We start from the raw sequence: 18,211 nt of genomic DNA on the forward strand, positions 1-18,211 counted from the left end.
GTCGCCGATGATCGTTCACCGTCTCCATCAGGATGCCGCACGGGTCCGACAGAACGGCTCAGGCCGCGCCGTGCGATCGACTGACAACGGGCTCAGCTGCTGGATCCGAAGGATCTCGGGTCGATCTCGCGGACCTGGTCGGGACTCGGCGGTGTGATCGTGACGGCGACGCCGAAGTCCCACAACTCGGTGACGTTCCAGATCCAGGAGTCAGGGGCGCTCGTGGCGTTCGACGGGTGAGCGGCCACGGCGATCCGGCGGGCGCGTCCGGAGCTGTCCAGCCAGACCTCGGCGGGAATCTCCCGCAGCCGGCGAAGCGGTCCCTCGGGAGCAGTCACGCCGGCAGGCAGCCGTTCATCGGCTCGCCACAGATCCAGGGTGAGGCGACAGCGCACCGTGTCGGTCTCCCGCACCGGTTCGTGGGCGACCTCGACGGCGTCGTCGTTGGCGCCGAACAGCGCGTCCAGCGGCCACTGGGGATCGATGTGGCGACGAGCACCGTCGCCGGTTTCGCCCAGCCACTCGATCCACTGATCGTCGACGCACGAGAATTCACGCGCGCCGTCGTGAATGGTCCGGTGCCGTTCGGTGGCCAACCGCACAGATATGTACATGTCCGGGTTCATGTCGGGAAGGCCGGCGATCTTGTCGGCCATCCCCTCAGTGATCATCCCTTCGGCTACCGGGCTGCCGAACAGATCAGCGCGGTTCTGCGCGAAGTCCACGACACCTTCGAAGCGCATACCCCCCGGCTGCGGTATCGGCGAACCCTCACTCGAAGCGGAGAACAGTCGGGCGGTTCCCGCCTCGACCGTGCGGTCCGCGGCCTCCTGGGCGGCGAGAGTCACCGCGGCATCGCCCGTCATGAGCCTCATCATGCTCCCGCCGTCCCGTGATCATCAACGTTGTGCCACGTCATGGTGTGGCAGACGGTTGATGATCACGGAAGTCGGGTGAAGCCGGGGTTGACCCTGACACGATGTCAGTGCGTAGACCGGAGGGCATCATGTTCACCATCGGAGACTTCGCCAGGCACGGCCGCGTGTCCGTGCGCATGCTGCGGCACTACGACGCCATCGGGCTGCTGCGTCCGGCCAAGGTCGACGACGCCACCGGCTACCGCTACTACGACACCGCACAGCTCGGCCGGCTGAACCGCATCGTCGCGCTCAAGGATCTCGGCTTCACGCTGGACCAGGTGCACGAGATCGTCGACGCCGCCGTCGACGCCGCGGAACTGCGCGGCATGCTCCGTCTGCGCCGCGCCGAGCTGCACGACCGGATCGCCGCGGACACGGCACGACTGCGCCAGGTCGAGGCGAGGCTCCACGTCATCGAAAGCGAGGGTCACATGCCCACCGACGACGTCAGCGTCACGTCCGCGCCCGCCGTGCGTGTCGCAGAGTTGTCCGCGACCGCGGCCGACTACGAGCCGTCCTCCATCTCACCGGTCATCACTCCCCTGTACGACGACCTGGTCGGGCGTCTGCAGCGGGCCGGCGTCGACGTCATCGGCCCGGCTGTTGCCTATTACGAACCCGGCGACGACGGCGCCGTCGTCGTCCACGCCGGTCTGCCGGTCGATGTCGAGCCGTCCGACGCCCACGACTTCGCCGTGGTCGACGTGCCGGAACTTCCCAGCGCGGCTCGCGCCGTGCACCACGGATCGATGGACGACGTCCTGACCACCGCCAACGCCGTCGCCCGCTGGATCGAGGCGAACGGCTACCGCTCCACTGGCTATGCCCGCGAGGTCTACGTCCAGACCGCCCCCGACTGCGGCCCTCTGGTCACCGAGCTGTACGAACCGGTCGAGCGGGTTCCGTGAACGCGCCGTCAGCTGTGTGACCGGTGTCCACGTCCCGCGTGATGCCTTAGGGTCGATCACTCGGGACGTGGCGCTGGGGGGTGCTGGAGGGCGTATGCCGGGTGGACGCGACCAACTCGGACCGCTGGAGCGGCTGACGCGGCTGCTGCTGGCGCTGGAGGCCGGCCAGCCGGGCGGACGTGGCGCCGACCAGCTCGTCGCCATCGGCGACTACGGCGCGGCCAGCGACGCCGACGCCGCCCGGCAGCTGCACCGCGACGTCGGCGCGCTGCAGAAGATCGGCTGGGACATCCGTAACGTCGCGGGCGCCGGCGAGGAGGCCGTCTACCGGTTGTACGCGCGCGACACCCGGCTGCGGGTGTCGCTGACCGCGGAGCACCAGGTCCAGCTGGTCCGCGCGGCGCTGGTGGCCGGCGACACCGCGTTCGGCGACCACCTGGGCGATCCGGCCGACGTGCCGGCCGATCCCGGTCCGGTGCGCTCACGCGACCCGCACCGCCCGGGCCACGACGCTCTGGACAAGGCGGCCTACGCCGTGGAGAACCGCTGCCTGTTGCGGTTCACGTACAAGCAGAAACCGCGGGTCGTCCACCCTCATCTGGTGCATCCGGGCGCATCCGGGTGGTACGTCGTCGGACACGAGGACGCCACTGACGACGTCGACGTCACCAAGCGGTTCGTCACCGACCGGATGTCCGACGTCTCCGTCGACCCGCCCGGCACCGCGACCATCCCCGCCGACGAGCCGTACGACGAGCTCAACCCGATCACCTGGCACCCCGACCCTGCCGTCGACGTCGTCGTCGAGACCGAGCCCGACCACGAACCGCAGGTCACCGCGATGCTGGGTGAACCGGTGGAGCGCACGGCGCAGGACGGGGCGGTGCGGCTGACGGTGCCGGTCACGCACCGTGCGGCGTTCCGCGCCCGGGTGTACGAGCTGGGCCGCAGGGTGCGGGTGATCGCTCCGGACGAGATGCGTGACGAGATCGTCGCCGAGCTGCGGCGGATCGTGAGGCCGGCAGGATGACCGGCACTCCGCGATACGTCCAGCGCTTCGACCGCGTCACCCGGGCGCTGAACCAGCTGGCGCTGCACGCCGGCGGACTGCCGGTCGCCCAGCTGGCCGAGCAGGTCGACGTCGACGCCGAGACGTTGCGCAACGAGCTGCGCGCGTACTACCGGGCCGACGTCGACCCGGCTTTCGCCCCGAGCGTGCTGGGCCAGACCAGCAAGCTGCGCTTCCACGACGCCGACGGCGAGGACGTCGAGCCCGCCCTGGCCGAGTTCGTCTCCGCCCAGCCGCGCCCCACCGAGGACGTCGGCGCCGACTACGTCACCGTCGGCGAGCTCGCGAACATCTACCGCGCCGGGCAGAGCCTGCTGGCCGTCGAACCGGACAACGACGCGCTCGACGGTGCGCTGAAGGCGCTGACGGCGACGGTGCTGTCCGGCATCGGCGGCGGTCGCAGCGTCTGGCTGGCCGAGCTGGCACAGACGGTCGGCGACGCGCTGCGGCGCGGGCGACGGATCCGGGTCACCTACGCGCGCACCTGGCGTCCCGGCCTGCGTGAGCACGTCCTCGAGCCGTACCGGCTGATCAAGACCCGGCGCGGCTGGGAGCTCGACGCGGGGATCGCCGACACCGATCACGTCGGGACGTTCCTGCTGTCCGGCGTGCGCGACGCCGAGGTGCTGGACGAGACGTTCGAGCGGCCCGACGACTACGAGGCCCGGATCGCCGCCAACCGGCACGAGCGTGTCGTCGACCTCGTCGTCCCGCAGGACGTCCGCTGGGCCGTCGAGCGGTTCGCGGAGTCGGTGGAGGTCGTGCACGAGGACACCGAGTCGATCCGGATGCGGGCCTATCTGCTCGAACCCGTGGAACAACGGCTGGGGCTGCTACTGGTGGTCGCCGGTCCCGAAGCGTTCGTGTACGACCCGCCGGGACTGCGCGACGCCGGCATCGATCTCGCACGCGACCTGCTGGCGCACCACCAGGACACACCGGGGACGAACCGGCACCGATCCGTCCGGTGACAACAGGATCCGCGCGGGAGGACACGCTGTGATCAACAGCTCGCGACTCCGGGTGCTGCTCGAGATCGCCCGGCTGGGAACCATCGTCGCGGCCGCACGGCAGCTCCAGCTCAGCCCGTCGGCGGTCTCGCACCAGCTCTCCGCCCTCGAACGCGAGGTCGGCGTGGCGCTGGTGGAACGTGGCCCGCACAGCATCGGCCTGACACCCGCCGGTGAGCGTCTCGCCGACTACGCCCAGCAGATCACCGACCTGATGTCCGCCGCGCGCGACGAGCTGACCGCGCACGGCCAGGCCACCCGCGGGGTGCTCCGGGTCGGGTTCTTCGCCACGGCCGGCACCGAGCTGCTGCCCCGGGCGTTGTCGACGTTCAGCCATGCACGCCCGGGCGTCGAGGTGGACCTGATCCTCGGTCAGCCGCACGAGCTGCTGCCGCAGCTCGCTGGCCGCGAACTGGACCTGGTCGTGGTGTTCGAGCATCCGCTGGAGCCGTGGCGGGACGCGACATCGTGTGACGTCACCAGCCTTCTGCACGATCCGCAGGTGGTGGTGCTGCCGCCGCGGCATCCGCTGGCCGGCAGGCAGCTGCTGCGGCTCACCGAGCTCGCCCGCGACCCGTGGGTGACGACGCGGGGCACCGACTCCAGCGTCTCGGTGCTGGAGCGGGCGGCGATCGGCGCCGGCTTCCGGCCGCGCATCCGGTGCAAGAGCGACCACTACGAGGTCACGCTCGCCCTGGTGCGTGCCGGACTGGGGGTGGCGCTGGTCCCGGCGCTCGGGCTGCACAACGACCACGGCGTGGCCACGGTGCCGCTGGACCATCCGGGTCTGCACCGCGAGGTCGGCGTGGCGACCCGCCGGAACAACCCGAACCCCACCGTCCGGGCGTTCGTCGAGCATCTGCGCACGGCAGCCGGCGAGGTCGCCCGTGAGCTGGATCGCCGAGCGGGCACCGAAGGTCACGGACCGGACGACGGCTCGGCCGCCAGCCGTGCGACCCGTTCGCCCCACTCGCGCAGCGACACGACACAGCCCGCTTCCCCTCCCGGAGGCGCGGTCGACACGACCGCGTAAGCGACGGTGCTCGCCCCGGTCACGATGCCGACGTCCGCTCGCACGCCGGTGTCCGTCCCGGTCTTGTTCGCGACCCCGAACGCGCCGGGCGGCTCGCGGCTGATCGGGTCGGCGACCAGCGACCGGTCGACGTTGCCGGTCATCCAGCTCTTCACCCGGCGGGCCACGTCCGCCGAGACCAACCGTCCGGACTCGACGTCGCTCATGAACGCCGCCAGCTCGGCCACGGTGCCGCTGGCGAACGTCTCGGGCTCGCCCGGTCCGCGCTGGTCGCGGATCCGGTCGTGCACGCTCGTGCGCATCAACCCCTGCTGCCGGGCGAGTCGCCGCACCGGTTCGAGCCCGATCCGGCGCAGCAGCGCGTTCGTGGCCGCGTTGTCGCTCACCGTGGCCACGGCAACCGCGAGATCGGCGACCGTCCATGTGCGAGGAGACAGCGCCCGGAGCATGCCCGTCCCACCGACCGCGCGGTCCTCGTCGGTGAGCGGCACCGGTTCGGCCTCGTCCAGATCACCCTGGACCAGGCCCCGCGCCACCTCCGCCAACAGCAGCACCTTGCCGACGCTGGCCAGGGCGACGACGGCGCCGGCGTCGTGTTCTCGCCGCGTGCCGTCGTCGAGACGGTGCACACTCGCGTGCGTGCGGACCTCGCTCATCGGATCCGCAGGGCCCGGCCGGGCCGCTCGTCGCGCACGTCGCCGTCGTCGACGACGACCTGGCCGTCGACGACGACGGCACGGATGCCCTTCGGCCGGGCCAGCGGGTCGTCGTACGTCGCGGTGTCGCGCACCCGGCCCGGATCCAGGACGACGAGGTCCGCCGTCGCGCCGTCGCGGATCACACCGCGACCGCGCAGCCCGAACCGGCCGGCCGGCATGCCGGTCATCTTGTGGACCGCATCCTCGAGGGTCAGCACCTCCTCGTGCCGGACGTAGCGGCCGAGGGTCCGGGCGAACGTGCCGGCCCAGCGCGGATGCGGACGGCCGAGTTTGGGCACGCCGTCGGAGGCGATCATGGACAGCGGGCTGGCCACCACGCGACGCACGTCGTCCTCGTGCATCGACCGGCTGATGATCGTCACCTCGCCGTCGTTGGCCAGCAGCAGGTCGCAGGCCAGGTCGACGGGGTCGGTCCCCGCCGACGCCGCCGCCTCGGCCACCGACACCCCCTCCAGCTGTGGAGTCCGTGCCGCCGACGCGACGACGATCAGGTCCCAGCCGCCGTTCCCGACGGTGTTCTCCCATCCCGGCAGCCCGGAGGCGATGTCGGCACGGATCCGCCCGCGCACGCCGTCCTCGCCGAGCGTGGCCAGCATCGCGCCGACACCACCGGACGTGATCCAGGGCGGCAGCATCGCGTGCAGCACGGTGCTGCCCGCGGTGTACGGATAGACGTCGCACAGCACGTCCAGGCCGCGGGCGCGTTCGGCCGTCAACCGCTTCAATGTGCGGGTGGTGGTTCCCCACGCGGCGCGTCCCGCGGTCTTGTGATGCGACACCTGCAACGACGCGCCGGAGGCGTGGGCGATGGACAGCGCCTCCTCCAGAGCGTCCTCGACCCGGGACATCTCGTCCCGCAGGTGCGTGACGTACGGCTTGCCGTGCGCAGCGACGACCCGCGCCAGCGCGACGATCTCCGACGTGTCGGCGTGTATGCCCGGCGGGTAGATCAGCCCGCTGGACAGGCCGGCGGCGCCGTCGCGCAGCGCCTGGTCCAGCAGGGACGACATGGTGGCCACCTCAGCCCGGCTGGCCGGCCGGTCCGCGAAGCCCAGGACGCCGGCCCGCAACGTCCCGTGCCCGACGAGGGTGACCAGATGGTTGGCGCGCGCGTGACCCTCCTGCGCGGCGAGGTACCCGGGCAGGTCGGGATATGCCGCCGCGGGCGAGCCGAACGTCGCCGACACGAGCTCGGCCACGTCGCCCGCCCGCTCCGGCAGTGCGGGGAATGCGCTGGTCCCGCAGTTCCCGCAGATCTCCGTCGTGACGCCCTGCAGCAGGGCGGCCCGCCGCAGCTCCTCACGCTCGGGGTCGGCACCACCGAGCAGGTCGGAATGCGTGTGCACGTCGATGATCCCGGGCATGACGATGCGCCCGTGCGCGGTCAGCACCTCGGTGGCGACCGCCCCGCTGTCGGGCGGCAGCACCACGATCCGCCCCGCGCGCACGCCCACGTCCGCCCGGGCGGACGGTGCGCCCGAACCGTCGACGACATCCGCGCCGGTGATCAACAGGTCCAGCTCCGGGGACACTCCTAGAGCACCTTGGACAGGAACGCCGCGGTACGTTCGTGCTGGGGCGCGCCGAGGACGTCGGCCGGCGTCCCTCGCTCCACGACGACCCCGTCGTCCATGAACACGAAATCGTGCCCGACCTCGCGGGCGAAACCCATCTCGTGCGTGACGACGACCATGGTCATGCCGTCGGCGGCCAGATCCTTCATGACGCCGAGCACCTCACCGACGAGCTCGGGATCCAGCGCCGACGTCGGCTCGTCGAACAGCATCACCTTGGGCGACATGGCCAGTGCCCGCGCGATCGCGACGCGCTGCTGCTGCCCGCCCGACAGCTGCGCGGGATAGTGGTGGCTGCGGTCGGACATGCCGACCCGGTCCAGCAGGTCACCCGCCAGCTCGCGCGCATCGGCACCCGACATCCCGCGCACCGCGCTCGGGCCCTCCATGACGTTGTCCAGCGCGGTCTTGTGCGGGAACAGGTGGAACCGCTGGAACACCATGCCGATCTTCGCCCGCTGCGCACGCAGCCGCTTCTCCGGCAGGACGTGCAGCTGACCGTTTCGCTCCTCGTACCCGACCAGGTCGCCGTCGACCCAGATCCGGCCCGCCTGCAGCGTCTCGAGATGATTCAAGCAGCGCAGGAACGTCGACTTGCCCGACCCGGACGGCCCGACGACGCAGACGACCTGACCGGGCGCGACGTCGAGGTCGATGCCGCGCAACACCTCGAGGTCGCCGAAGCTCTTGCGCACGCCCAGGGCACGCACCATCGACGACGTCATGACTTCCTCCGGTCGATCGTGAGATTGCGCGTGATCCGCGATCGCAGCGGGACCGACGTTCCGTACCCGCGTCCGTAGTGTTTCTCGACGAAGTGCTGGCCGATGCTCGCGAGCGTCGTCATCACCAGGTACCAGATCGACGCGACGATCAGCAGGGCGATCACCTCGAAGTTCTCCAGATACAGCCGCTGGGTGACGGTGAGCAGATCCGCGCCCGCGATGACCGACACCAGCGACGTCGTCTTGAGCATCGAAATGAACTGGTTGCCCGTCGGCGGGATGATCACCCGCATCGCCTGCGGGAGCACGACGCGGCGCATCACCTGCACGCGGGACATCCCCAACGACTGGGCTGCCTCACGCTGGCCGGGATCGACGGACTGCAGACCGGCGCGCACGATCTCGCTCATGTACGCGCCCTCGTTGATGCTCAGGCCGAGCAACGCGGCGACGAAGCCGGTGACGATCGCGTTCGTCTCCCACGTCGCGAGCTTCGGGCCGCCGAACGGAACACCGATGGACAACTCGGTGAAGATGAGCGCGATGTTGAACCAGAAGATCAACTGGACCAACAGCGGCGTCCCGCGGAAGAACCACAGGTAGGCGGCGGCCGCGAACCGCATGACGCGGCTCTCGGACAACTGCATCAGGGCGGCTGTGATCCCCAGGGCGACACCCACGACCATCGAGATGACGGTGAGCTGGATCGTCACCCACAGGCCTTCGAGGATCACCGGGTAGAACTGGTAGTCGACGACGACGTCCCAGTGCAGGTTCGGGTTGACGGCGATGGTCCAACCGAGCCAGAAGAGCGCGAAAGCCGTGAGGCCGGCCCCGATCCACCGCCCTGGCCGCGGTGGATGCGTCGCGTCGATCGTCAGGTCCGGCCGGTCCTCGACAGTGGAGGCGATGTCGGGCTGCGCCACGTCGGTCACTCCCCGCCGTTGATGGTGACCTCGTCGACGGCGCTCTGCGCGACATCCCACTTCTCGAGGATCCGCAGGTACTCGCCGTTGTCGAGGAGCTCCTCCAGTGCGGCCTGCACCGCGTCGCGCAGCTGCGTGTCGGACTTGGCGACGGCGATTCCCCACGGACCGGCGTCGTACTGCTCCTCGAGCACCTCGTACGCGCCGTCCTTGCCGGCGAGGTTCTTGGCGACCGGGTAGTCGACGATGGTCGCCACCGACCGGCCGCTGTCGATCTCCAGCAGACCGGTGGGCGCGTCCTCGCTCTCACTGATGGTCATCTTGTCGTCGCACTTCTTGTTCTGCTCCTCGCCGATCGCCAGGTTCGAGCTGCCCTTGGCGAGCACCACGTTCCGCCCGCAGAGGCTCTCGAGATCGGTGATGCCCTCCGGGTTGCCCTTGGCCACCATGATCGATCCGCCGGCGTGGAAGTAGTCGACGAAGTCGACCGCCTGACGGCGCTCCTCGGTGTCGCTCATCGACGACATCGCGAGGTCCCAGCGGTCGGCGCGCAGGCCGGGGATCAGACCGGGAAAGCTCGCGTTGGTCATCTTCAGCTCCAGGCCCATCCGCTCCGCGATGGCCGCCGCGAGATCCGGGTCCACGCCGATGAGCTCCTGCGTACCCTCCTTGTACATCTCCATCGGCGGGTAGCCCTCGGCGGTCGCGACCCGGAGCACCCCGTCGGCGCGCATGTCGTCAGGGACCAGTTCCTCGGCACTCGCACCGTCGCGGTTGGTCTGCGTGTCCGATCCGGACGTCGCCGCACTGTCCGATCGCCCACAGCCACTGACCGTGAGTGCCAGAACGGCGAGACCGGCCACCGCGCCTGCCATCTGTCGCTTGCGCATGGGACCTCCAGCTGTCGATGGGCCGAGATCCTGGCAGTGGACCGGCGGCAGCGTGAAGTCCCTGAACGCATTCCTGGCTGAGACTCGAAACTATCGATGCTTGATGTCGCGACGGGGGCGGCCGGACGTACACGCTCGTTCGACCGGTCGCGCTGACCAGCCTCGTTCGGCGTAGCGCGACGGCATCGGATCCCGCCTTCCCACCCGACGGCGACGCCCCCCGGGTCGCCGTCGAGAGCTTTCTACCGCAAAGACCCTGCCCACGTCACTAGCTCGCCCAACGTGCAGACCGCCTCGCCGCCCGGACGCGGAAGCGGATCCGTTCCGTCGACGCGACGCCGCTCTCGGCAGGCCGACGTCGTCACGTACCGGGTCCCGGGTGAATCTTGCGCTCGAACGTCCGCCGTAGTCCTACGGCCAGGTGGCGCTCACCTCGTCCGCGACAGTGTCACGTGCCGCCGCGACATCCGAGGCGAAGTCGTCGTTCACCGGATGGTTCCGCAGAAACTCCCGCACCACTCGCCCGTTTCCAGCGGTCGCTGTCATCGTCGTCATACCTTCGGATCATCTGATTCTTTCCGTTCGAGCGAGGCCCGAACCACTATTGCCCGTTCGGGCGCGGGATCCAGCGTGCCATCAATGCGGCCCCGACGTAGGCGATCGCGCCGGCCGCGGCGACGGCCACGGCCAGCGTCGCGAGCGCCGTCACCGCGCTGACCGCCAGCGGACCCAACCCGTTGCCGACGTCGGAGAACAGCCGCCACGCGCCCAGGAACGCCGCCCTGCCGCCGTCGGGTGAGACGTCCGCGCCGATGGTCATGATGATGCCGCTGCCCAGACCGTTGCCGAAGCCCATCAGCACCGCAACCGCCGCGTACGTCCCGATGCCTCCGGTCAGCGGCAGCAGACCCAGCGACGTCCCGAGGATCAGCATCGCCGGCACCACCACCCAGCGCCGGCCGAACCGGTCCATGATCATGCCGGCCGGGTAGAACATCAGCATCTCGACGCCGCCGGAGATGCCGAACACCAGGCTCGTCGTCGCCGGGCTCAGGCCGATGTGGTCGCCCCAGAGCGGGATCGCGACCTCGCGCGACGCCCGCGCGGCACCCACCAACATGGCGGCGACCCCCAGCGTGCGCAGCACCGGAGCCTGCTGTCGGATGACCTGGCGCATGCCGATCCTGGACGCGCGGTCCTGCGGCCGCGGCGCGGTCGACCGGGCCGACGGCGGATCCGCCACGACCATCAGCACGACCGCCGCGGCAACCGCCATCACCACGTGCAGCCAGTAGCCGCCGTCGGTGCCCAGGCCCTTCATCATCGCCGCGCCCAGGAACGGGCCGAGGAACATGCCGACGCGGTTCGTTCCGCCGAGCGTCGACAGCGCGCGCCCGCGTTGTTCGTACGGCATCACCTCGGCCAGGTAGGCGTGCCGCGCCAGCCCGAACACCGCCGCGGAGAACCCGAGGAACACGACGGCTCCGACGAGCACGACCACGCTGGTCGCCGCGATGCACACACTGAGCGCCGCGACGGTGACGCCGAGCGCGACCAGCATCGCCCGCCGTTCGCCCATCCGGATCGCCAGCATCCCCGCCGGCAGGTCACCGATGATCCGTCCGACGCCCAGGAACGCGACCACCAGCCCAGCCGTCGCGACGGACGCGCCGAGATCGCGGGCGCTCAACGGGATGACCGGGACGATGCCGCCGTAGCCGACACCGAACAACAGGGACGGCAGGTAGACCGACGGTCCGATCGACCACAGGTCGAACTTCGGTGGTGACATCAACGCCTGCTCAACGCGGGCGGAGTGAACAGTCGAGTCACCGCCGCATCCTCTCGAAGTTCCACGATCCGACATCGTCGCACAGCACCGGACCGAGCCATTCGGACGACAGCCCCGCCGGACAACAGCCTCGCCGGACGACAACCCCGCCGGACGGACCCTCGCCCGGATCGGCGGCCCTCCAGGCGCGTTCCGACTGGATTCTCACTTTGGGGTAGTCATGTCTGTCTTAAACCGTTATCGTCACGTTTGATCAGCCCCGACCCTCAACAGATGACCGCCGTCGGCACCGGCAGTTGGTGCCCGGACGCACTAGTCACATGTGTCAGGAGGCTTCGCTATGCACATCTCCACCGTCATGCGCAGATCGCGCATCGGCATGAAGACGGTCACGCTCACCGGCGTGCTTGCCGTCGCGACGCTCGGCCTCGCGGGCCCATCGGCCGCACAGAGCGACGAGCTGGAACCGGACGAGATCTCGCACAGCGCAAACGTGTCGCACGTGGCGAACATCCCGAGACAAGGCGTGAATGAGGACTTCACGCACAGCGACCTCGCGTTCTGGGAGGATTACGCCATCCAGGGCACGTACGGCGGAATCAACATCTACGACATCAAGAACCCGCGGAAGACCGAGCTCGTCAGCCAGTTCTCCTGTCCCGGCGGGCAGGGCGACCCCACCGTCACACCCGACGGATCACTGGTGTTCATGTCGGTCGATTACGCGCGCAGCGACGACTCCTGCAACAGCTCGGACTCCTCGCCGGCCGACCCGAACGCCTGGGAAGGCATGCGCATCATCGACACCAGCGACATGAACAACCCGGAGTACGTCGGGTCCGTGCAGACCGACTGCGGCTCGCACACGCACACGCTCGTCCCGGGCGACAACGACGACGTCGTCTATCTCTACGTGTCGTCGTACGGCCCGGCGCCGGTCTTCCCGAACTGCCAGCCCCCGCACGACTCGATCTCGATCATCGAAGTCCCGCTGGACAACCCGGCCGAGGCGTCCGTGATCGCCAAGCCGAACCTCTTCCCCGACGGCGGAGCGCCCGGCACCGCCGGCTGCCACGACATCACCGTCTTCCCGGAGGAGGACCTCGCCGCTGGCGCCTGCATGGGTGAGGGCGTCCTGATGGACATCTCCGATCCCGCGGATCCGTACGTCATCACGAGCGTCCGGGATTCCAACTTCGCCTTCTGGCACTCGGCGACGTTCACCAACGACGCCGACCGGGTGATCTTCACCGACGAGCTCGGCGGCGGAGGCGCGGCCACGTGCAACGAGGAAATCGGGCCGCAGCGGGGAGCCAACGCCATCTTCGACATCACCGGCGAGGGCGACAACCGCGAATTCGAGTTCCGAAGCTACTTCAAGATTCCGCGCCACCAGCAGGAAACCGAGAACTGCGTCGCGCACAACGGTTCGCTGATCCCGGTCAAGGACGGCGACATCATGGTGCAGTCCTGGTATCAGGGCGGCGTCTCGGTGTTCGACTTCACCGATCCGGACAACCCGGAAGAGATCGGCTACTTCGAGCGCGGCCCACTGCCGGACGGTGCAGGCGGCGGCACCTGGTCGGCATACTGGTACAACGGCTACATCTACTCCAGCGACATGGCCAAGGGCCTGGATATCCTCAAGGTCCGAGGCCCGGAATTCGCCGGCGCACAACGCATCAAGATGGACCACTTCAACGCACAGACCCAGCCTCGCTACCGAGACTGATCCTTGTGGGCGGGCCCCGGACGACAGCCGTCTACCGGGGCCCGCGCATCATTCACCCACAGCCCGTCGCGTCGTCCGGGGTCACGACGCCGTCAGGGCAGAAAGGAACGGGTGCACCATGAAGTTTCGGAGAGTTGCCGGTGCACTGTTGGCGACCGCCGGCCTGATCGGTACGGCCGGCGTATCGGCGGTGACCGCCACGGCGGAGCAGCCGAAACCCCAGGCCTCCCCCTCGGGAGCCAGGTCCGAGGCCGCCGCGCAGGCCACGGCGAACGACGCCGACGCGCAGTTCGTCCGCATGATGATCCCGCACCACTTCCAGGCGCTGGTCATGAGCCGGATGGCCCCCTCGCGCGGTGAGGACCCGGAACTGCTCGCGCTCGCCGACCGGATCGACGTCGAGCAGGACCTCGAGATCTCGATGATGCAGAACTGGCAAGGCTGGCACGACCTCGAGGTCACCGACGCCGAAGCCGCCTACCAGCAGGTGCTGCAGGATCCGGACCTGCTCGAACAGATGGGCATGGCAACGCCCGCCGAGCTGGACCAGCTGAGCGCGTCCACCGGCACGGACTTCGACATTCTGTACCTCGAGCTGATGATCGAGCACCACGAAGGCGCCATGGACATGCTCGTCGACGTCATCATCAACGGCAACGACACCACGCTGGAAGGCTGGGCGACCGACATGCTGACGACGCAGTACACCCAGATCCAGCAGATGGAAGCCATGCTCGACGAGAAGACGTCGTAGGTCGCTCCTCGAGCCCGGCTCCAGGTCCGGGTTGATCATGGGCCAACTGGGGTTCAGAGTGCACACGAACCCCAGTTGGCCCATGATCGTTCTCGGTAGCTGTCGCCGGTCAGGCAGCGGTCGAACGTTTCGAGAGGTCCTCGATGCGTTCCATCATCACCGCCGACGGCACCACCTTGCCGGTCGCATAGGTGGACAGTCGAGAAGCCGACGTGCCCAGACGCTCCGCAAACTCTGCTTGCGTCATGCCGGACCAGTGAATCGCCTCTCGCACCCGACGGGCGACCCGATCCTCGGGTGTCTCGCGCGCCCGATCCAGCACCAGCTTCAGCACCGCGGCACTCGACGTCGACTCAGCCAGATCGATGGCAACGTCGAGGTCCTGCGCCACGGAGCCGTGCGGATCGGCAACGGCCTCGGCGGCAACGCGCCGCCAGTCCCGAATGTCCCCCCGGTCGATCGCCGCGAGGATCCCTTCGACGCCCCACGCGGACACTGGCTCGTGCGGCTCGATCGTCAGGTTGCGAAACGTCAGCGGCACTCCGGTCACCCCCAGTCTTCGTCAGCCATCCGCCGTGCGATCTCTCCACATGCTGCGGTGACGTTGTCCCATGACCGCCAGTGCTGGGTCAGCGCCTTGTACTCGCCGAGCCGGCCCAACGTCGACGTATCGCGTGGAGCAGGATCTGCCAACTGGCGAGCGACCTGGGTCGCGACCGGCTCGCCGGCGCGGTCGGTGTCCGCGTAGTACTCGTCGATGCCGCTCAGCACCCTGGCACTTGAACCGAAGCCATAACGGGCACCGAGCGCGGCCACGTCGAGGTAATCACGAACCTGATTGCGCTTGACGATCAAGAATGCTTTGACGCGCAATGTCTCTTCGGCCGTTGGCACCGTCAACTCCCGGCCCGACGGCAACGTCACCGACGTGGTCTCCAACGGCCTCGTACGAATGAGCTGCCGGACGCCACTCTCGATGCCACCGAGGCTGCCCAGCACGAGCTTTCCGGGCGTAGCCCGATTGGTCACCCAGTCACCTTCGCGTTCGAGAGCGTCGAGCACCAGCTCGAACCGATCCCTCAGGTCAGCCAAGACATGATCGTGGTCATACGACGCACGATGTCCATTGTGGAGCGCGGCGGCCGATCGACCGACCAAGACCGTGTCGGGCACGAGTTCCTGCAGACGCGCCGCCGACTCGAGAACGTCGAGCAGACCGTCGTCGCGGTCGTCGAGCTCAGTCGTGAGATCCCGTGGCAATGGCCCGTGCTCATGCTCCGGGTGGGACATACAGCCAAAATATCAGATCCGACAATACGCGACCTCGGCCAGCGGGGCCTGACACCCGTCATGCTGCACGCTCACGACCGATTCGACCATGCCGCCTCCCGCTAACGGCTGGACCGGACCCATCACATGCTCCCGTGGCGGGATACGAGCGGTGGTTGGATAGACACCGATGACGTGGTCGCAGCGACTCGAGGAACTCACTGACGGGCGCACGATCGAACGAGGGCAGATCTACGCGGCATCCGGCCGCGTGGAGTCGTTGCGCGAGGCTGATGGCCGCGTCAGCGCCACCGTCCAGGGCACCGAGAAGTACCGAGTCGAACTGACGGCCGACACGTACTGGTGCGACTGCCCCGTCGGCGTGACCGGCGAATTCTGCAAGCACTGCGTCGCGGTCGCCGTCGAGTACGAATACGGCAGCGAAGCGAGCGCCGTCCCACTCGCCGAACACGATGTTCCCGCGCCTGACGCGTCCAACGGCGTGGCACTCTGGCTGGACGGACTGTCGGCGGACGAGCTACGGACGCTGCTCGTCGAGGCAATCGAGCGTGTCGACGGGATGGCGGAGTTCGTCGCCCGCGCGCAGATCGACGCCACCGACGACCTGGCCACACTGGCCGACGAGGTGGCCGATACGTTCTCGCCGCGTCGGCGTTTCTACGACTACCGCGACGCTAACGACTACGCCACAGGGGTGGAGCCGCTCGTCCAGCTGATCGAGGACCGAGCGGCGCGGGAAGGAACGGCCGAGTTCCTGCGCATCGTGCAGAAGGCGATCGACCAGGCGGTGCGGACGATCCTGCGCAGCGACGACTCGTCGGGCCTGCAGGGCATGCAGATCGACCGGCTCCTGGACGCACACCTGCGGGCAGCGACACGGAGCTCGTTGTCGAAGGCCGATGCCAAGAAGCTCGTCACGTGGCTGGCGTCGTTCACGTTCAGTGGCAAGCAGGACTTCTTCCACATCGACATCGACAAGTACGCTCACGCGATCGGCCCGGCGGGGCTCCAGGAGTACCGGCGCCGGCTCGACGCGGCAGCAGCGAAGGACTCGGACGATCTCGCCGTCCGGTACGCACACGGCCGGCTGGTGATCCTGGACGGTGACGTCGAGCAGATCGTCGCGCATTTCGGCGGAGCGCTCGAGGGGGCGTACTCGTTCGTCCACGTGGTGGAGGCTCTCGAGGAGGCAGGACACGCGACGGAAGCCGTCGACTATGCGCGACGTGGCGTCGCTGCCCACCCGCAGGCACCTCAGCTCGGCCCACTGGTCGAGCGGGTGGTGTCCGACGCGCGTGGACGGGGTGCACTGGACGAGGTGGTAGCTGTACGTCGTTCGCGCTTCGAGCACCACCCGTCCACGACGACGTTCCTCGCGCTGGAACGCGACGCCGTCGCCGCAGGTCAGTGGACGGATTCGGATCACGCGGCCACCGGCGCAGCCCTGTCGAAGGTCGATCCCCGCGGCTGGGTGAATCTGCTGCACGAACGGCGCGACGACGCAGCCTGGACCGCCGCACTGGACGCCGCGGATCGCATCGACGTGGATCTGTGGACGAAGCTACTGGCACGTCGGGCGAAGACCGATCCAGCGTCGACGTTGCCCCATTACCAGCGGCTCGTCGACGACGTCCTCGTAAAAGCCGACCGGCAGAACTACCGGACGGCGGCGCGCCTGCTTCGCGACATGCGCGACGCGGCGTCGGCGGCTGGGATCTCGCCCGAGTTCGAGCGCGTGTTGGCCGACATCAAGGAGCGCAACCGCCGACGGCCAAAGTTCTTCGACGAGCTCCGCCGCGCCGGCCTGACGAGATGACTGCGTCAACGTCATGTCGGAGCTTGAAAGACTCGCCGCCGTATTACGTGAGCTCGCGGATCAGATCCAGCGAAGCGCGCCCGGACTCGACGAGCGGCGGCGCCACCTCCGTCATCTCGCCGATCACGCTGCCCTCTTGGCGCATCAGAGCCACGATCGGCGACTGGCGGACGTTGCGAACCTCAGCCGGCACGCCGCCGAACTCGTGACGCGAGCTATCGAGCAACTCCTCATCGCCGCCGACGAAGGCCACGAGTATGCCACCGGTCTCGTCGATCGCGCTGTCGGCGGACCTCACCACCACGGCGCAAACTCAGCTGTGGGCAGCACGGCAGGCGCGCCCGAATCGAGGCCCGCGGATCTGCCCAAGGATGCCGAGGGCGCAGGAACGGCGGTCGCCCCACGCCGTCCGGCCACGCCTGCCCAACGGCGGGAGGCGATCCGGAGGCAGCTGATGGCATATGGCTCCGACGTCGGCAAGGAAGCCAGCGCCATCGTCGATCCGATCAATGTCGCGCCGGACGCCCCAATGGGCGCCGAGGTCAACGACCCCGTCACAGCTGTCACCATGACAGCTACCATCATCTGGGAGTTGTTCGAGCAATGGATCAAGCGATTACGAGGCGGGTGACCGATGTCCGGTGAAGAGAACTCTGTGATCCTCCGTCGGGCGTTCATTGCCGCCACCGCCGGTGACGCGGATACGTTCAAAGCGCACATTGATACCCTTCAGCATCGTGGTTGGGACAACTTCGAATACTCGATCACTGAAGCGCTGTTCATCGCCGTTGAAACCATTCCTGCCGCAACCCCGGATTCTGCCGCCCTGATCTCCCAAAACGTGGCCGATCGGTTCGAGGGGAGCTTGGCCATCGCACGACCGATGATGGAAGCGGTCATTCGAGGCGCTGCCGGCGACGGGGAGATCGCCCAGGGTGTGCCCCGTAATGTCGCGCTCATCTATTCATTGCTCGTCGTCGGCCAGCTCGCACACGACGGGCACGTGTCGATCGACGACGCACTCGGCATCGAGGCCTGACCGAGGGGTCGTTC

Annotated in this window: 19 protein-coding genes; 9 read left to right on the plus strand and 10 right to left on the minus strand. The window is 68.7% G+C overall.

The window, feature by feature from the left end:
• Nucleotides 1-92 precede the first annotated feature (92 nt).
• Complete coding sequence (locus CLV30_RS01980) at nt 93-866, minus strand: hypothetical protein (protein ID WP_106535479.1); 774 nt, start codon at nt 864-866, stop codon at nt 93-95.
• A 140-nt stretch (nt 867-1,006) separates the two neighbouring features.
• Between CLV30_RS01980 and CLV30_RS01985 the strand changes: the two genes are divergently transcribed.
• The 4 genes from CLV30_RS01985 to CLV30_RS02000 all read left to right on the plus strand — a co-directional run bounded on the left by CLV30_RS01985 (nt 1,007) and on the right by CLV30_RS02000 (nt 4,940).
• Nucleotides 1,007-1,828: a MerR family transcriptional regulator gene (locus CLV30_RS01985; protein WP_106535480.1), complete on the plus strand. Its 822-nt coding sequence runs from the start codon at nt 1,007-1,009 to the stop codon at nt 1,826-1,828.
• Between the two features lie 94 nt (nt 1,829-1,922).
• Nucleotides 1,923-2,858 carry a helix-turn-helix transcriptional regulator gene (locus CLV30_RS01990; protein WP_106535481.1) on the plus strand — a complete coding sequence of 312 codons (936 nt, stop codon included), beginning with the start codon at nt 1,923-1,925 and terminating at the stop codon, nt 2,856-2,858.
• Entirely contained in the window at nt 2,855-3,868 is a 1,014-nt protein-coding gene (locus CLV30_RS01995) for a helix-turn-helix transcriptional regulator (RefSeq protein ID WP_106535482.1), read from the plus strand. The genes CLV30_RS01990 and CLV30_RS01995 overlap by 4 nt, the downstream gene beginning before the upstream one ends.
• A gap of 28 nt (nt 3,869-3,896) precedes the next feature.
• Nucleotides 3,897-4,940 carry a LysR family transcriptional regulator gene (locus tag CLV30_RS02000; RefSeq protein ID WP_106535483.1) on the plus strand — a complete coding sequence of 348 codons (1,044 nt, stop codon included), beginning with the start codon at nt 3,897-3,899 and terminating at the stop codon, nt 4,938-4,940.
• Here the strand turns inward: CLV30_RS02000 and CLV30_RS02005 are convergent.
• The 7 genes from CLV30_RS02005 to CLV30_RS02030 form a co-directional block, all read right to left on the minus strand.
• A complete protein-coding gene (locus CLV30_RS02005) occupies nt 4,826-5,596 on the minus strand; it encodes a serine hydrolase (protein ID WP_106535484.1) in 771 nt (256 codons plus the stop codon). The genes CLV30_RS02000 and CLV30_RS02005 overlap by 115 nt on opposite strands.
• Entirely contained in the window at nt 5,593-7,191 is a 1,599-nt protein-coding gene (locus tag CLV30_RS02010; protein WP_205740379.1) for an N-acyl-D-amino-acid deacylase family protein, read from the minus strand. Before CLV30_RS02010 ends, CLV30_RS02005 begins: the two co-directional genes overlap by 4 nt.
• 2 nt (nt 7,192-7,193) lie before the next feature.
• Nucleotides 7,194-7,946, minus strand: a complete 753-nt coding sequence (locus CLV30_RS02015; protein WP_106535635.1) for an amino acid ABC transporter ATP-binding protein — start codon at nt 7,944-7,946, stop codon at nt 7,194-7,196.
• Nucleotides 7,947-7,954: 8 nt separating this feature from the next.
• The gene (locus CLV30_RS02020) at nt 7,955-8,884 is read right to left on the minus strand and encodes an amino acid ABC transporter permease (RefSeq protein ID WP_205740380.1); all 930 of its coding nucleotides are present in this window, start codon (nt 8,882-8,884) and stop codon (nt 7,955-7,957) included.
• A gap of 5 nt (nt 8,885-8,889) precedes the next feature.
• Nucleotides 8,890-9,774 (minus strand): ABC transporter substrate-binding protein, encoded by an 885-nt coding sequence (locus CLV30_RS02025; protein ID WP_205740381.1) that lies wholly within the window; start codon nt 9,772-9,774, stop codon nt 8,890-8,892.
• A gap of 411 nt (nt 9,775-10,185) precedes the next feature.
• Nucleotides 10,186-10,329 (minus strand): hypothetical protein, encoded by a 144-nt coding sequence (locus tag CLV30_RS26200; protein ID WP_165358408.1) that lies wholly within the window; start codon nt 10,327-10,329, stop codon nt 10,186-10,188.
• 46 nt (nt 10,330-10,375) lie between these two features.
• On the minus strand, nt 10,376-11,566 hold the full coding sequence (locus CLV30_RS02030; RefSeq protein WP_106535485.1) for an MFS transporter: 1,191 nt from the start codon (nt 11,564-11,566) through the stop codon (nt 10,376-10,378).
• Nucleotides 11,567-11,906: 340 nt separating this feature from the next.
• Here CLV30_RS02030 and CLV30_RS02035 point away from each other — a divergent pair, with 340 nt between their 5' ends.
• Entirely contained in the window at nt 11,907-13,298 is a 1,392-nt protein-coding gene (locus CLV30_RS02035; protein WP_205740382.1) for an LVIVD repeat-containing protein, read from the plus strand.
• Nucleotides 13,299-13,416: 118 nt separating this feature from the next.
• On the plus strand, nt 13,417-14,052 hold the full coding sequence (locus CLV30_RS02040) for a DUF305 domain-containing protein (RefSeq protein WP_106535486.1): 636 nt from the start codon (nt 13,417-13,419) through the stop codon (nt 14,050-14,052).
• Between the two features lie 109 nt (nt 14,053-14,161).
• Here CLV30_RS02040 and CLV30_RS02045 read toward each other — a convergent pair whose 3' ends face one another.
• Both CLV30_RS02045 and CLV30_RS02050 read right to left on the minus strand, forming a co-directional pair.
• Entirely contained in the window at nt 14,162-14,593 is a 432-nt protein-coding gene (locus CLV30_RS02045; protein ID WP_129710820.1) for a helix-turn-helix domain-containing protein, read from the minus strand.
• 5 nt (nt 14,594-14,598) lie between these two features.
• On the minus strand, nt 14,599-15,342 hold the full coding sequence (locus tag CLV30_RS02050) for a hypothetical protein (RefSeq protein WP_205740383.1): 744 nt from the start codon (nt 15,340-15,342) through the stop codon (nt 14,599-14,601).
• A 169-nt stretch (nt 15,343-15,511) separates the two neighbouring features.
• Here CLV30_RS02050 and CLV30_RS02055 point away from each other — a divergent pair, with 169 nt between their 5' ends.
• Genes CLV30_RS02055 through CLV30_RS02065 form a run of 3 tightly spaced genes read left to right on the plus strand, consistent with a single transcriptional unit; the run spans nt 15,512 to nt 18,197 of the window.
• Nucleotides 15,512-17,158 carry an SWIM zinc finger family protein gene (locus CLV30_RS02055; RefSeq protein ID WP_106535489.1) on the plus strand — a complete coding sequence of 549 codons (1,647 nt, stop codon included), beginning with the start codon at nt 15,512-15,514 and terminating at the stop codon, nt 17,156-17,158.
• Nucleotides 17,159-17,171: 13 nt separating this feature from the next.
• Complete coding sequence (locus CLV30_RS25830; RefSeq protein WP_129710821.1) at nt 17,172-17,789, plus strand: hypothetical protein; 618 nt, start codon at nt 17,172-17,174, stop codon at nt 17,787-17,789.
• A 3-nt stretch (nt 17,790-17,792) separates the two neighbouring features.
• Entirely contained in the window at nt 17,793-18,197 is a 405-nt protein-coding gene (locus tag CLV30_RS02065) for a hypothetical protein (RefSeq protein ID WP_106535491.1), read from the plus strand.
• The last annotated feature ends 14 nt before the right edge of the window (nt 18,198-18,211 follow it).

It is taken from the genome of Haloactinopolyspora alba (assembly GCF_003014555.1).
Lineage (GTDB): Bacteria > Actinomycetota > Actinomycetes > Jiangellales > Jiangellaceae > Haloactinopolyspora > Haloactinopolyspora alba.